The sequence below is a fragment of the Microbulbifer sp. SH-1 genome (assembly GCF_011326135.1).
Classification (GTDB): domain Bacteria; phylum Pseudomonadota; class Gammaproteobacteria; order Pseudomonadales; family Cellvibrionaceae; genus Microbulbifer; species Microbulbifer harenosus.
Genome location: NZ_CP046948.1, coordinates 711,957 through 726,617, shown reverse-complemented (window position 1 = coordinate 726,617; position 14,661 = coordinate 711,957). Strand labels below are relative to the sequence as shown.

At 57.7% G+C, this 14,661-nt stretch carries 16 protein-coding genes; 6 read left to right on the top strand and 10 right to left on the bottom strand.

Annotated features, from left to right (window positions below):
- Positions 1–83: 83 nt before the first annotated feature.
- Positions 84–1,073, top strand: a complete 990-nt coding sequence (gene rdgC, locus GNX18_RS03290; RefSeq protein WP_166215388.1) for a recombination-associated protein RdgC — start codon at positions 84–86, stop codon at positions 1,071–1,073.
- A gap of 95 nt (positions 1,074–1,168) precedes the next feature.
- Positions 1,169–1,690, top strand: coding sequence for a DUF4136 domain-containing protein (locus GNX18_RS03285; protein ID WP_166215386.1), 522 nt, complete (start codon positions 1,169–1,171; stop codon positions 1,688–1,690).
- Positions 1,691–1,752: 62 nt separating this feature from the next.
- Here the strand turns inward: GNX18_RS03285 and gndA are convergent, their stop codons facing one another.
- On the bottom strand, positions 1,753–3,273 hold the full coding sequence (gndA, locus tag GNX18_RS03280) for an NADP-dependent phosphogluconate dehydrogenase (protein ID WP_166215384.1): 1,521 nt from the start codon (positions 3,271–3,273) through the stop codon (positions 1,753–1,755).
- 182 nt (positions 3,274–3,455) lie between these two features.
- Between gndA and GNX18_RS03275 the strand changes: the two genes are divergently transcribed.
- The 4 genes from GNX18_RS03275 to GNX18_RS03260 are packed head-to-tail and all read left to right on the top strand — an operon-like array spanning position 3,456 to position 5,576.
- Positions 3,456–3,611 carry a hypothetical protein gene (locus GNX18_RS03275; protein ID WP_166215382.1) on the top strand — a complete coding sequence of 52 codons (156 nt, stop codon included), beginning with the start codon at positions 3,456–3,458 and terminating at the stop codon, positions 3,609–3,611.
- A 46-nt stretch (positions 3,612–3,657) separates the two neighbouring features.
- The gene (locus GNX18_RS03270) at positions 3,658–3,972 is read left to right on the top strand and encodes a hypothetical protein (RefSeq protein WP_205828045.1); all 315 of its coding nucleotides are present in this window, start codon (positions 3,658–3,660) and stop codon (positions 3,970–3,972) included.
- Positions 3,973–4,030: 58 nt separating this feature from the next.
- Positions 4,031–4,492: a hypothetical protein gene (locus GNX18_RS03265; protein WP_166215380.1), complete on the top strand. Its 462-nt coding sequence runs from the start codon at positions 4,031–4,033 to the stop codon at positions 4,490–4,492.
- Positions 4,493–4,505: 13 nt separating this feature from the next.
- Positions 4,506–5,576, top strand: a complete 1,071-nt coding sequence (locus tag GNX18_RS03260; RefSeq protein WP_240914193.1) for a mechanosensitive ion channel family protein — start codon at positions 4,506–4,508, stop codon at positions 5,574–5,576.
- Between the two features lie 46 nt (positions 5,577–5,622).
- Here GNX18_RS03260 and GNX18_RS03255 read toward each other — a convergent pair whose 3' ends face one another.
- From GNX18_RS03255 to mazG, 9 genes are all read right to left on the bottom strand, one after another.
- Positions 5,623–6,630: a tryptophan--tRNA ligase gene (locus tag GNX18_RS03255; RefSeq protein WP_166215378.1), complete on the bottom strand. Its 1,008-nt coding sequence runs from the start codon at positions 6,628–6,630 to the stop codon at positions 5,623–5,625.
- 84 nt (positions 6,631–6,714) lie between these two features.
- On the bottom strand, positions 6,715–7,830 hold the full coding sequence (locus tag GNX18_RS03250; protein ID WP_166215376.1) for a DUF3524 domain-containing protein: 1,116 nt from the start codon (positions 7,828–7,830) through the stop codon (positions 6,715–6,717).
- 29 nt (positions 7,831–7,859) lie between these two features.
- Complete coding sequence (locus GNX18_RS03245) at positions 7,860–8,744, bottom strand: NAD(P)-dependent oxidoreductase (protein ID WP_166215374.1); 885 nt, start codon at positions 8,742–8,744, stop codon at positions 7,860–7,862.
- 69 nt (positions 8,745–8,813) lie between these two features.
- A complete protein-coding gene (locus tag GNX18_RS03240) occupies positions 8,814–9,614 on the bottom strand; it encodes an undecaprenyl-diphosphate phosphatase (RefSeq protein ID WP_138235300.1) in 801 nt (266 codons plus the stop codon).
- Positions 9,615–9,699: 85 nt separating this feature from the next.
- Positions 9,700–10,425, bottom strand: coding sequence for a tRNA (adenosine(37)-N6)-threonylcarbamoyltransferase complex dimerization subunit type 1 TsaB (gene tsaB, locus GNX18_RS03235; protein ID WP_166215372.1), 726 nt, complete (start codon positions 10,423–10,425; stop codon positions 9,700–9,702).
- Positions 10,426–10,633: 208 nt separating this feature from the next.
- A complete protein-coding gene (locus tag GNX18_RS03230; protein ID WP_240914191.1) occupies positions 10,634–11,326 on the bottom strand; it encodes a hypothetical protein in 693 nt (230 codons plus the stop codon).
- Positions 11,327–11,676: 350 nt separating this feature from the next.
- Positions 11,677–12,723: a ferrochelatase gene (gene hemH, locus GNX18_RS03225; RefSeq protein WP_166215368.1), complete on the bottom strand. Its 1,047-nt coding sequence runs from the start codon at positions 12,721–12,723 to the stop codon at positions 11,677–11,679.
- Positions 12,724–12,971: 248 nt separating this feature from the next.
- Positions 12,972–13,625: an adenylate kinase gene (gene adk, locus GNX18_RS03220; RefSeq protein WP_166215366.1), complete on the bottom strand. Its 654-nt coding sequence runs from the start codon at positions 13,623–13,625 to the stop codon at positions 12,972–12,974.
- A 201-nt stretch (positions 13,626–13,826) separates the two neighbouring features.
- Positions 13,827–14,642, bottom strand: a complete 816-nt coding sequence (gene mazG, locus GNX18_RS03215) for a nucleoside triphosphate pyrophosphohydrolase (protein ID WP_166215364.1) — start codon at positions 14,640–14,642, stop codon at positions 13,827–13,829.
- Positions 14,643–14,661 lie beyond the last annotated feature (19 nt).

Sequence of the window (14,661 nt, the reverse complement as noted above, 5' to 3'; positions counted from 1 at the left end):
GACTGGCTCCACTTCCGCATACATTGGATAATGCGCGGCCGCTTTGACGATCCCGATAAATCTGACAACAAACGGCCTGCTGTATGTGGTTTAAAAACCTGCGCGTCTACCGCCTCACCCGCGAATTCAACCTCTCCGCCGAACAGCTGAACGAGCTGCTCGAACCCACTACCTTCACGCCGTGTGGAAGCCAGGATATGACCCGCTATGGCTGGGTGGCACCGCTTGGGCGCCACGGCAGCGAACTGGTACACGCCGCTAACGGCTATCTGATGGTATGTGCGAAGAAGCAGGAGAAAGTAATCCCCGCTGCAGTGGTGAATGAAAAAGTCGAGGAACTGGCACAGGCCATCGCCGACAAAGAGGCCCGCAGTGTGGGGCGCAAGGAGCGGCAGAATCTGAAAGACGAAGTGCTGTTGGAAATGCGCCCCAAGGCCTTCGCCCGCTCACGCCTGCAATTTGCCTATATCGACCCCAAAGATGGCTGGATAGTTGTAAACGCCTCTTCCGCCAAGGCCGCCGAAGAGCTGCTGGAAAACCTGCGCGAAGCCATCAGCAGCCTGTCCGTGGTACCTCTTGCCGCAAAAAATATTCCCCAGCAATCCATGACCCACTGGCTCTCCGCACCGGAAGCCCCAACCAATTTTGAATTCGGCAACGAGTGCGAGCTGCGCGACCCGCAGGAATCCGGCAGCGTAATCCGCTGCAAGAACCAGGACCTGTGCGCAGAGGAAATCCACAACCACCTGGTGGCCGGCATGCAGGTGCACAAACTCGGACTTGTCTGGCGCGATGGTGTAGAGCTGATGGTGGACGACCAGCTCGCGATCAAGCGCCTCAAATTCAGTGATGCGGTCACCGAGAAAGCCGACAATGTGGATGCCGACAGCGCCGCGCAACGGTTTGATATTGAATTTTCGGTGATGACCCTGGAAATTTCTGCGCTGCTGAAAGACCTGTTACAGGCATTCGGTGGTGTGAATACCGACACCGCCAGCGTCGACGAGATTGTCGCCCGCGCAACCCAGAGTGAGCGCGACCGGCAACTGGCAGAGGAAGTCGAGGAAGTCTGACCGAGAAGTTTCCCCGCTATCAACGGACGTGGTTTCAGGCCAATCCCAAACTAAGCTGGTGCGGGTCAGTAGCAGAGTAGTTTCGGGATTGGCCCATGAAACAGAATCGCCATAACACTGTCCGCACGATGACCGCGTCAACGCTGGTTGCCCTCGCCACGCTCGGTGGTATTTTTACCGGCACTGGCTGCGCCAGCCCGGATACACAGCACACCGCATCCGCAGCCTTAGGCCCTTATCAGACATTTGGTTTTGGCCCCATCACCGGCAGTAACGGCCGCGCCATATCCCTGGCACAGGATGAGGTCTCCCGGCAGCTGATGGCTCGCGGCCTGATGCCAAGCAGTAACCCGGACCTGTTGGTGAATGTGCAGGTGCGCGCAAATCCTGCGGTCCGCATGCCGGGAACCACATATCTCGGCCGGGCCCACGCCAACATCAACCACACCACTGACGGGCACCTCACCATCGACCTGAAGGATGTGCGCCAGAATCACCTGGTGTGGCGCGGGCATACTTCACACCCCATTACCAGGCAGGTGCTGGACAACCCGCAACGGTCCATGGACCGGGCGGTAGTGGAGGCATTCCGCAGTTTTCCTCCCCACACGCATTGAGTGTTGTGTTGCCAATGAAAAATGGCCGCGTTTGCGGTCATTTCTACTAAGCGTTTTTCCATTCAGACTTTCTTCACCGGCCGACCGGGCTCACCCCACAGCACGTGGTATTTTTCCTGCTCCGGCCGATCCACCCGCGAAAAGGTGTGTGCGCCAAAGAAATCCCGCTGCGCCTGCAGCAGGTTGGCCGGCAGGGATTCGCGGCGGAAAGCGTCGTAGTAGCTCAGCGCCGAAGACAGCGCCGGCACCGGAATACCGCCGAGAGAGGCATCGGCCACCGCACGGCGCCAGTTGCCCTGGTGATTGGCAATCTGCTCGATAAAAAATTCATCCAGCAGCAGGTTGGAGAGTTTCACATCCCGCTCATAGGCATCACTGATGGATTGCAGGAATACAGCGCGGATAATACAGCCGGCGCGCCAGATCCGTGCGATTTCAGCGAAATTCAGCTCCCAACCCTGTTCGCGGGCCGCGAGTTTCATCAAATCGAAGCCCTGGGCATACACACAGATTTTTGCGCAATAGAGCGCATCATGCAGCTGCGCGATGATCTCGTCACGCTCGCCTTTCGCCACTGGCGCCACGTCCGGTCCCACCAGTTTTTTCGCCGCACGGGTGCGCAGCACCTTGCGAGTGGAGAGCGCGCGGGCAAAAACCGCTTCGGCAATGCTCGGCGCCGGGCAACCCAGCTTCAGGGCGTCCACCGCGGTCCACAGACCGGTGCCTTTCTGGCCAGCGCGGTCGAGAATCATATCTACCAAAGGTTTGCCGGTGACGGAATCGGGGGTATCCAGCACTTCTGCACTGATATCGATCAGGTAGCTGTTGAGCACTCCTTTGTTCCACTCCCGGAAGACGGCGGCGATCTCCCCCGGGGTCATTTCCAGAGCACTGCGCATCACGTCGTACACCTCGCAGATCATCTGCATATCGGCGTACTCGATACCGTTGTGTACCATTTTTACGAAATGACCGGAACCGATAGGGCCGATGTAGGCCGCGCAGGGCTCGCCTTCGGTGACCGGATTGCCCGGTTCAAAGCGTTCAATGGGCTGGCCGCTGGCAGGATCCACCTTAGCGGCAATGGCATGCCACACTGGCTCGATTCGCGCCCAGGCGTAGCGATCGCCACTTGGCATCAGCGATGGCCCAAAGCGGGCACCCACCTCACCACCAGAAACCGCAGTAGTGAAGAAAATCAGTTTGCCCTCATAGCGTTTGGCGCGCTTGACCGAGTCCGTCCACAGGCTATTGCCGGTATCGATCACGATATCGTCGGCTTGCAGCCCCGCGTCCAGCAGCTTATTGCACACGTCGTCTACCGGTGCCCCTGCGGGCACGGAAAGGACCACCAGATGCGGGGCTTTCACCCGTGCGAGCAGCTCTGTGTAGGAGTTGCAGACCTCCACCCGCGGCGGCTGGTCGCCGCGCTCCAGGACGTCCTGCGCTTTCAGGGCTTCCAGGCGACTGTGATCCAGGTCAAACGCACACACACGGTATCCGTTGTCGACGAGATTGAGAATGAGGTTTTTCCCCATGACGCCCGCGCCAATAAAACCGATATCGCAGCGTGAATCCGACATGAATTTCTCCAGAATTTGGGTACAGCTTGAAGCGCGCGGAGTATAGCAATCGACAGCGCCGACCGGGAGCTGAAACTAGACAGTCACGGCAAATATGACCGGGGATTTCCCCTTGCTCCACGGTGCCATTACACTCCCGGAACACCCTGTGTCCATCCACTTTCGGCCCAAGGCGACTGCCCGTGACCATACAAGTTGTACCGGCCAGTGAGTTTTCCGCCCCCAGGAACCGCGCGGTGATCATCCAGCTGCCAGCTCGGTCCATTGTAGTCACTCAGGAGAAGCCCGAGCGGTTTGTGGAAACATTGAAGCCGCTCGCGGAGACTCAGGTCAGTTGACCCCTGCACATCCCTCATTCTCGGGAAATTTCCCGGCTTCCACTTCATGTTTGGCGGTGCGGGGCTGCTGCTCGGCACCCGCAACATGAGCGAGCCTAACCAGCTTGGGGCCGCGAATTTTGATGTCGGAATTATTGCAGGTACCAGAAGTATTAATCCGATTCTATCCACCCTGCTGCCGAGTAAAGATGACGGTAAGGTCTCGGTTTCGCGCACGCGCCTCGCGGGCATGAACGATCACCTGGAGATGCCGGTGACACACGTTTTCATGATGAAAAACCAGACCGTCACCGACCAAGTCATCCACTATCTCCGGCTCGGACAATTTCAGCGCGAAGCCGGGCACACCACAGACGACTGATTCTCGCCCCCCGAAACTACACTGGTTGCCCGGTTCCAACAGTTTTTTAGAGCATCCAGTGCAGATATCACGATGGCTTCTACTTTTTCTATGGCTGCTGTTCCAGTCAAATGGGTCATTCGCCGCCGGAGCAGGCTCGCCCGGCGCGGTCCAGCAGGAAAAAGTTGAGCTCCGCAACGCCCCTCTCAAGCCTGGTGAGGTAACCTCATCACGCAGTCAGACCGCACATATCACCGCCAGAATCAATGGTCATCAGTCCATTGAATACCTGATCGATGCCAGAACCGGCCAATCGCTGGAGCTGGATATACAGAGTTCTAACAGCCAGGCCAGCTATCATGTCACTGCGCCGGCAGCGCCGCGCGCATTGCACAAGGGACACGGCCACCACTCGCACTTTATCGCCACTCTTCCCCGCGACGGTACCTACCGGGTATTGATTTACCTGATGCACAGCGCCGCTCAGGATGGAGAGAGCGCGGACTTCGCGCTGAATATCCGGCTGCGCAACCCAGGTTAACTCCAATCCCATTATGCTGATCAAGATGCAGGAAAATGAACCGCGGAGTACTGAAACGGATAAGGAGCAAACCGTTTCCGCGGACTACAGCGCGGCAATTGACCAGGTCGACAGTTGGGTGGACGGCGCCATCCGGTTGCTGCCCAACTTCACCGTCGCATTGGTGGTATTGCTATTCGCCCTTTTAGTCGGAAGTGTTCTAAGTTTTCTGATCCGCCGGCAACTCAAACGCCGGTCCCGGGACAACCTTGGCGACGTACTCGGCAGCCTGGTCAAATGGTGCTTAGTACTGGTGGGATTCCTGCTCGCCGCGACCATTGTCATGCCAAGCCTCAAGCCTGGAGACCTCATTGCCGGGCTGGGTGTCGGTTCCGTCGCCATCGGTTTTGCCTTCAAAGACATCCTGCAAAACTGGCTGGCGGGCCTTCTGATTCTCGTGCGCCAGCCGTTTGCCATAGGTGACCAGATCAAAGTCGCCGAATTCGAGGGCACCGTGCACCGTATCGAAACCCGCGCGACGCTGATCGACACTTATGACGGCGAGCGAGTGGTCGTACCGAATAGCGACATTTATACCAATGCAATCGTCGTGAAAACGGCCCATACCCGGCGTCGCAGCGAGTATGAAATCGGCATCGGCTACAGCGATGACATCGATCAGGCCTGCGAAGTGATCCGCAATACTCTGGCAGACGTCGAAGGTGTCCTGCATGAGCCGGCGCCGGAAGCCCTGCCCTGGGATTTGTCAGCCAGCTGGGTATCCATCAGCATGCGCTGGTGGACAAACAGCGCAAAATCAGACGTGACCCACGTCCGTGCCCGGGTGATTCAGGCGGTGAAAGAAGCCTTGGATGAAGCTGGTATCGACATGCCATTCGAGACACAGGTCCACCTCTTCCACGATCAGACCGATGAATCCGATGGCGAGCGCGGGGTCCAGCGGGAGGGCTGGCCGGCGAACCGGGCGGAAAAACCGCCGCGTCCACGCTGGAAAGCCAGTGAGGAGCAGAGGGCCACTGGCCAGGGTACGTCTGGGCAGAGTAGGAATCGGGGATCCGGGAAATCCGCAGATGGAAATGAATGAACCCACCGGCCGGTGGGTTCTGTAACAGTCACACCCGAGCAGTCGCTCAGCCGATCTTGCGGATACCCACAGCTTCGCGGAGCTTGGCCAGGAACGGACGGGAATATTCGCGGGCCTTGTGCGCACCCTTTTCCAGTTCCACCTCAATCTGCGCCGGATTGGCCAACAGTTCGTTGTAGCGCTCGCGGGCCTCACCGATCTGGCCATTGATCAACTCGAACAACTGCTTCTTGGCCTCACCCCAGGCGATGCCCTCTTCGAAGGCCTTGCGCATTTCCGCGGCCTGCTCCGGCGCGGCAAAGGCCTGCCAGATCTGGAACACGGTAGAGGTATCCGGGTCTTTCGGCTCCCCGGGCTCCAGCAGGTTGGTTTTGATCTTGTTAATGTGCTTTTTCAGCTGTTTTTCCGGCAGGAACAACGGGATGGTGTTGCCGTAACTTTTGCTCATCTTACGGCCATCAAGACCCTGTAATACCGAGACATTCTCATCCACCACCGCTTCCGGCAGCACAAAATGCTCGCCGTAGTGATGGTTGAAACGGGCTCCGATATCCCGTGCCATTTCAATATGCTGGATCTGGTCCTTGCCTACCGGCACCTTGTTGGCACTGAACATCAGGATGTCGGCGGCCATCAGGATTGGGTAGCTGTACAGGCCCATAGTGATGCCAAAATCGGAGTCCTGGCCATCGTCGCGGTTGCTGTCTACTGCCGCTTTGTAGGCATGGGCGCGATTCATCAACCCTTTGGCGGTCTGGCAAGTGAGCAGCCAGGTCAGTTCGGGGATCTCGGTAATATCCGACTGGCGGTAGAAGACTACGTTATCGGTATTCAGCCCCAACGCCAGCCACGTGGCGGCGATCTCAAGAGTGGACTGATGCACCTGTTCCGGGTCCTGACATTTGATCAGCGCGTGGTAATCCGCCAGGAAATAGAAAGACTGATTGCTCTCCTCCTGACTGGCGGCAATGGCCGGGCGAATGGCGCCCACATAGTTGCCCAGGTGAGGGGTTCCGGTGGTGGTAATGCCGGTGAGTACGCGCTGCTTGCTCATAAATCCTTGCTGTTCCGTTCTTCTGAGTTGCTGTCGGAGAATGCACGTCGGAATGATACCTGTTTCCCGCACGAGGGGGTACGCTCAGTCCACGCGCGCGCCAGCCCCGGCACACTGCTCCAGCAGCTGGCGATATTCCCCTTGCAGGGCATTCCAGCTCAATCCGGAAACATCCGGCACACGCAGAGCAACACCGCGTTGAACAGCCAGAGCACTTCGCTCCATTACATTGGCGAGATTTGCCGCGCTCAATGCGACATCTCCGCTATAGCGCCAGCCGCCCGGTCCAAACCACTCGGGATAGGCGAGATTATCCGGCACCAGCGGTACACACCCTGCCGCCACGGCCTCCAGCACAGCAAGCCCCTGAAAGTCATGTCGGGCAGTGGAAATAACCGCATGGCTTTGCCTCAGAATATTGCGGTAGTCAGAGAGGCTCTCCCGATAACCCCATACCCCCTGCGCACCAAGGTCTTTCAGCAGCTGGTGTAGATGGGTGAATTCCACTGGCTGCCGCCGAAACTGTTGCCCCACCACATGCAAGGTAAAGGGAATCTGCAAGCCTCCGAAAAGCTGCACCGCAGCCAGCAATATGTCCGGCCCCTTGTCGTACTCCCAGCGATGATTCCACACAAAAGTTGGTCGAGACGGCTTCGTCTGTGGTATCTGATACGCCGCGACCTCCAGCGGCACCGGCAATACGCGGGATTTCCCGGCGATTTCCTCACAGATACCTTTCGGCACCTGGTCCGGCAATCTCAACAGCAGCGTTTCGGCGCCGTCAAGCAGGGTCCTGCGGTTGTATTCGGAATTGAACAGCAACAGGTCGCCGCAAAGGGCCGTGTATATATTCAGAAGCTGCGGTTCGACACTCGCCACCGCATCTTTGCTGCGCGGATAGTCAAACTGGTTTTCGTGAAAATAGACTGCCGTGGGCACACTGGCAAGGGATGGCACCAGCCCTCGCAGGGAGGCGAGATCGGTCATTGAGGTAGTGACGATCAGATCCCAGGGCTGCTGCAGCAATGCGCGGGCTTCACCCCGCCCCCAACTGAGGCTGTTGCCGCGCACCCGCCAGCTGAAATAACGCGGTGGCAGGGTGAGCACCGTCCATTGCCATTCGGGAATCGCGGCCACGAGGCCGCGCCGCCAGCGCTTGTGACTGTCGGCATCGTAGGCGGAAAGCAGGAGCACTTTCACGGTTGCCGGCCTGAGGCGCGTATCGCAGGTCAGCTGAAATCGCGGATATTCGTCAGGCGCGCAAACAGGCTCGAAGTATCCCAGCGGCTGCCGCCGAGCGCTTGCACTTCACTGTAAAATTGATCCACCAACGCAGTCACCGGCAGCAAAGCGCCGTTGCGCTTGGCCTCATCAAGCACGATACCGAGGTCTTTGCGCATCCAGTCCACCGCAAAGCCGTGTTCGTACTCTCCAGCGAGCATGGTCTTATAGCGGTTTTCCATCTGCCAGCTCTGGGCCGCCCCCTTGGAGATCACTTCCACCACTTGCGCGGCGTCAAGCCCCGCGGCGCGGGCAAAATGCAGCCCTTCCGAGAGCCCCTGCACCACCCCGGCGATACAGATCTGATTAACCATCTTGCACAGTTGCCCACTACCCACCGGGCCCAGCAAGTTGACGGCGCGGGCATAGCACACGAGCAACGGTTTGACCCGCTGATAGACGCTCTCGTCACCGCCGACCATGATAGTGAGCGCGCCGTTTTCCGCACCTGCCTGCCCACCGGAAACCGGTGCATCCAGAAATCCAATACCCTGCGCTGCCGCCGCAGCGGCGAGTTCACGTGCGACATTGGCCGACGCCGTGGTGTGATCCACGAACACACTGTCCTGGTCCATTCCGAGAAAAGCCCCATCCGGGCCGGTGGTGACCTGGCGCAAGTCGTCGTCGTTACCTACGCAGGCAAACACAAACTCGGCGCCACGCGCCGCTTCCGCCGGCGTCGCGAAAGCTTCACCGCGATAGGCTTCCAGCCATTTGTCGGCGCGGCTTGCGGTGCGGTTATAGACCCGCACCCGATACCCGGCATTGGAAAGATAACCCGCCATGGGATATCCCATTACGCCAAGCCCAATAAATGCCACTGTGGTTGTCATAAATACACCTCATGTCAGGCAGGCCCGCTTGCACCGGCACGCGCCTGCGTCCGATTGTTATGGAACCAGCTATTGCGCCAGTATCAGCCAGATCAGGGCGCCACCCAGCAGCAGGCGATAAATGGCAAAAGGCGCCATACCGATACGATTGATGAATTGCAGGAAAAAGTGAATACAGAGGTAGGCACTGATACCGGAAAGAATCACGCCAAGAACAATACTGTCCCAGGGCACCGACTCGCTTTCCAGTAACTCCAGGGTAAGCAACAGTGCGCTGAGTGCAATAACGGGAATCGACATCAAAAAAGAAAAACGCGAGGCCGCCTCGCGATTCATCCCCAGCATCAGTCCGGCCGTCATGGTAATTCCAGAACGCGACGTACCGGGAATCAATGCCAATGCCTGCGCAGCGCCAATCATCAGCGCCTTTTTCCAGTTCAGTTTACGAAGATCGTCCCTGCGCTTGCCGTGCACATCCGACCACCACAACAGCAGGCCGAACAGGATGGTGGTAGCCGCAATGACGGCGGAGGAACGCAAATGGGTTTCGATGAAATCTTTAAAGGCAAGGCCGGCAACCCCGGCGGGAATGGTTGCCAGCACAATCAGCCATGCCAATCGCCCCTCATCCGTAAACTGCCCTGTTCTAAAGCCGCCCAGCCCATCGCAGATCAGTTGCCAGACTTCCTTGCGAAAATACAGTAACACGGCCATCAGTGAGCCGAAATGCACTGCCACATCGAATGCCAGCCCCTGGTCCGGCCACCCGAGAACCTGATTGGGAAGTATCAGGTGCGCTGAACTCGAGATGGGCAGGAACTCGGTAATGCCCTGGATTAACGCCAGAATGACAATGTGAAAAATATCCATAAATTCCGCTACTACTTGTCGGTCGCCTGTTCCGAGACGCGCTGTGAACGATTCGTGATTTGCTGAAGCTGTTTAATAGACAACGTCAGCGCTGACGGATGCGCGCGCGCTTTTTCCACGTCACCTCATTGCGCAGGTATGCGGGCTCAAGCTCTTCCGCACTGACCTGAATTCCCCGCTGCCAGAGTTCTGCCGCCAGCACCGCGATATCCTGTGCATGGATGGCCGATTCAGTGGACACAGCCAGCGGCTTCAGTGCTGCCAGCGCCGGATATTCCCAACCTGGCCCCACGGCATACAACGAGCAATTCGTGGAAGCGGTGTCGGCCGTTAGGAATCCAACCGACTTCAATGACGAGACCACCTGCTCGGGGGTGGAAACAGCGTCGGCGAGCAGCGCATTTGCACCCTCTCCCGGCGGGTACAGCCCCCAGTACACTTCTTGCATTCGCGCATCCAGCGCCGCCAGCACCGGAGCGTCACCCCAATCCGGGTGTGACCGCCGCGCCCCCCGCGAGAGTACCGCCAGGCTGGATACCGGCACCACCGGCTTGTCTGCGGCAAAAGCGAGCCCCTGTACACAGCTGATGGCAATCCGAAGGCCGGTGAAGGAGCCGGGCCCCTGACTCACCGCCAGCGCATCCACCTGCGTCAGGCTACTCTGCCCCTCTGCCAATACCGCCTCCACCATGGGCAGCAGACGGCGGGTATGATCCCGCTCCGCCCGGAAAAACTGCTCACAAATACGCCCATCGGCGTACAGAGCGGCGGAACAGGCACCGGAAGTGGTATCAATGGCCAGGATTTTCAAGGAAAGTGCCCCGCACTGGTATCACACAGACGAACCCGGCCCCCGGGAAAGGGGGCCAGAAGATGGGGGCGAATTGTGGCACGACCAGCGGCAAACGCAAACCGCGTAACGTTGCGCCTGAAGGCCTAATTTACAGGCAGAGCGGAGAACTGTTGGCGAATACAGCAAAACCCCGGCACTTGGCCGGGGTTCTCGGATCGGAAAAAGCTCAGGCAGACTTTGGCGGGCGGCCGCGACGGCCGGGTGCCTTTTTGGCTGGACGCCCGCGAGCCGCGGACTTTTTCGGAGTGGTTTTAACCGCTTTGGTGGCTGCCTTCTTGGCAGCGGCCTTCTTCCTGGCGGGAGTCTTTTTCACGGCCGTTTTCTTAGCCGGGGATTTTTTGGCCGGAGTTTTCTTGGCCGCCGCTTTCCGAACGGCCTTTTTCTTACTCGCAACCTTTTTTGCCTTCCTGGCTTCGGCCTTAGCCTTGGCAGCAGCCTTTTTCTCCAGCGCTTTGGCTTTCGCCGCCGCTTTCTTCGCCGCAGACTTCACTTTGGCGGTGGCTTTCTTTTCCGCCGCTTTTACTTTTTTGGCATCGGCCTTGGCGCGGGCCTTCTTCCAGCGGCTGGTGAACGCTTTTACCGCCTTATCGAGTTCTTTGTCTGCCTTGGCCGAAAGCTTTTCGGCCATATCCGAGACGGCTTTCTTCGCGGATTCCTCAGCGTGACGCACGGCATCCATGGCACTGGCCTTGGCCAGGCCAAGCTTGGCCTCAGCAAGCTTGACGCGCTGCTCCCTCAGCTTGGCATTGGCTGATGTCAGCGACTGCTTTGCGGCAGCGGAATTGCTTTTTTGCGCGCGGGCACGGGCTTTACCCACCCTGTCCAGTTGCGCATCCAGCGCCTTGGCTGCGGCATCCACCGCTTTCTGAGCTTTGGTTACGACCGGTGAAGTATTTACCGGTGATGTGGTTGCTTTGGCCCTGGCAGCCGGCTTTGCTTTCGCAACGCGTTTTGCTTTGGCAGCTTTCTTTGCGACTCGTGCCATCCCTTGTCTCCTCTTTCTCTGTAAAAGAAGTCACTCTGAACACAGATATGTGCCGGCCAGCCATAGAAAATGACACGGCTGTATCAAAGTTAATAAAAAAAAAGGCGTTTGCAAGAAATTAAGCAAAAAAACAACCAAAATTATTAAAAAATTTCCATTTTTTATGGTTCAACGGTGTTCAGAGGGTAAATTTCACCGTTGGGAAGTTGGAAACCCAATAAATATTACCGGGAAAATCCTGCAGGCATTCTCTCCCGCACGATCGCTTCAATGGCTGCCAGGTGATCCTCTCGCGCATTCAACGCCGGAATATATCGGTATTCACTACCACCGGCATCAATAAAGTTAGCGCGATTCTCTACCGCGATTTCTTCCAGGGTTTCCAGGCAGTCTGCAGAAAACGCCGGACAGATCACATCCACACTCGCCACACCCGCCCGCCCCCACTCTACAAGGGTTCGATCGGTGTATGGCTGCAACCATTCCGCCTTGCCAAATCGGGACTGAAACGTAATCTCCCATTGATCCCGGGGCAGCGCCAGTGCCGCAGCCAGCCGCTCAGCGGTGCCGCAGCATTGCTGGTAGTAGGGATCCCCCTTGCGGATATTGGCTTTGGGAATACCGTGAAACGACATCAACAGTTTTTCTGCCGCACCGTATTTCTCCCTATGTTCACGTACCGAGTTAGCCAGCGCCTCAATATAGAGGGGATGGCTCCAGTAATCATGTACGACGGAGATATCCGGGACATTGCGTGAGGCGCGGATGATTTTCGCCACTTGATCGTAAATAGCGCCAGTGGTTGTGGCGGAATATTGCGGATACAAGGGTAAAACGACGAACCTGCTGGCACCCTGTTTTTGCAACCTGGCAACCGTATCGGCAAGGCTCGGGGCGCCGTACGTCATAGCGTAAGCCACCAAACTGTTCTGTCCACCACTTTCCTGCGCACCCTCTCCCGGGAACCGACGCTCTGCCGCGGCATCAAGACGCTGCTGCAGAAGCTCGACCTGACGCTGGGTATAAAAGGTAATGGGAGACCCCGTCACTGCTTCGCCATCGAGACCGCGATTCCAGATTTCCCTGTAGGCGGGAGCAATCCGCGCGGGTCTCAGTGGCAGCACAAACAGATTAAGGATCAACTGCCAGACTGGCCGGGGGATTTCCACCACCCGGGGATCAGAAAGGAAGTCCCGCAGAAACTGCCGTACCGCACGGGGTGTGGGTTCGGCGGGGGTACCAAGGTTCATCAGAATGATCGCGTGAGCCATGATCGTAAACACTCCAATGGGGTCAGGAGGCGGTCCCGGTTCTGCTCTAGAGAGGATAGGTCGTCTCTGCAGCGGGATTCCGCGCCTAATACGGGCGGCAGTATTCCAGAGTCCGACGCAAAAGTATTTAGCCGTGCTGCAAACGGCCATATAGGCAGGGACAATGACAGGTCGCATCAATAAATGAAAAAGGCTCCAACTGGAGCCCTTTCTATTTCTATCATTGCCGGCCGTTAGCGGCGACGGCTTCAGCTCAGTGCAGCGATTACTTTTTCGCGAATCTGATCCATGGAGCCGACCCCTTCTACTTTGCTGTACTTCGGGGCGGTCTCTGGCGCGCGCTGGCCCAGCTCACGATAGAAGCCTACCAACGGTTCGGTCTGCTCGTGGTAAACCGCAAGGCGCTTGCGCACGGTGTCTTCGCTGTCGTCACCACGCTGAACCAGTGCTTCGCCGGTCACATCGTCCACACCTTCGTTTTTGGGTGGGTTGTACACCAGGTGGTAGACTCGACCGGAACCTTCATGCACCCGGCGGCCGGAAAGACGCTTGACGATCTCCTCGTCATCTACAGCGATCTCCAGAACATGGTCGATAGCGACATCCGCATCCAGCAGTGCCTGAGCCTGGGGAATGGTGCGCGGGAAGCCATCGAACAGGAAGCCATTGGCGCAGTCCGCCTGGGCAATACGCTCTTTGACCAGCGCGATGATCAATTCATCACTTACCAGTTTGCCCGCAGCCATCACATCCTTGGCTTGCAGCCCCAAAGGAGTACCCGCCTTGACCGCAGCACGCAGCATGTCTCCGGTAGAAATCTGAGGAATTCCAAACTTCTCGGTGATGAACTGGGCCTGCGTGCCCTTTCCGGCGCCCGGTGCGCCCAGAAGTATGATTCGCATAATCAGATAATCTCCAGATCATACCGGGGGGCATTTTTACCCCCAGTGATAAAAAGAGCGCTACCTTACACTTTGCCCCAAGGCAGAACAAGTCCGTAAGTGGTCAGGCCGAATTCGGTAATTTTTTTACAGAAATCCAGTTTTTTGGGGTCAATCCTTGCGGACTACACCCTGTTCGGTGCATGCGGACCACCGCCGGATTCAGGGGGTCATTGCGTTTTTCGCCATTTCCCAGAGCTGGTCCAACTCCTCGAGGGAGACATCCGAAGGCCGCTGATTGCGCTCCGCGAGCACCGTTTCCACGGCGCCGAAGCGCTGTTCGAATTTGCGATTGCACTGGCGCAATGCGGTTTCCGGATCGACACTCAGGTGCCGCGCGACATTGACACAGGAAAACAGAAGATCGCCCAGTTCTTCGCGGGCGTGTGCAGTGTCTCCGGAGGCGATGGCTTCGCGCAGCTCCCGCAACTCTTCCTCTACTTTTTCCAATACACCGTCGATTGCGGGCCAATCGAATCCCACCTGAGCCGCACGCTTTTGCAATTTCAGCGCGCGGGTCAGCGCCGGCAGGCCAGCAGCCACCCCGCCGAGTGTACCGGATTCACCCTTGGATTCGCGCTCCGCCGCTTTTATCGTTTCCCAGTTGGCCTTGACCTGCTGCTCATCGATTGCCACGTTTGGATTGTCGCCGTAGAGGTCTCCCGAGGGAAACACATGGGGATGCCGGCGTACCAGTTTCCGCACTAGTGTGTCGACGATTCCGGGAAAATCAAAGTGCTGCCGCTCGCATCCCAGTTGAGCATAAAAGATCACCTGAAACAGCAGATCACCAAGCTCTTCCCGCAAATGCGCAAAATCTTCCCGTTCAATGGCTTCCGCCACCTCATAAGCCTCCTCAATTGTGGAAGGCACAATGGAGGCAAAGGTCTGCTTCAGGTCCCACGGACAACCGCTTTCCGGGTCGCGCAGCCGCGACATCAAGTATTGCAGGTCTTCTACGCTATAGCGCTGTTTCATCGGTTTCACCCGTTCGCTG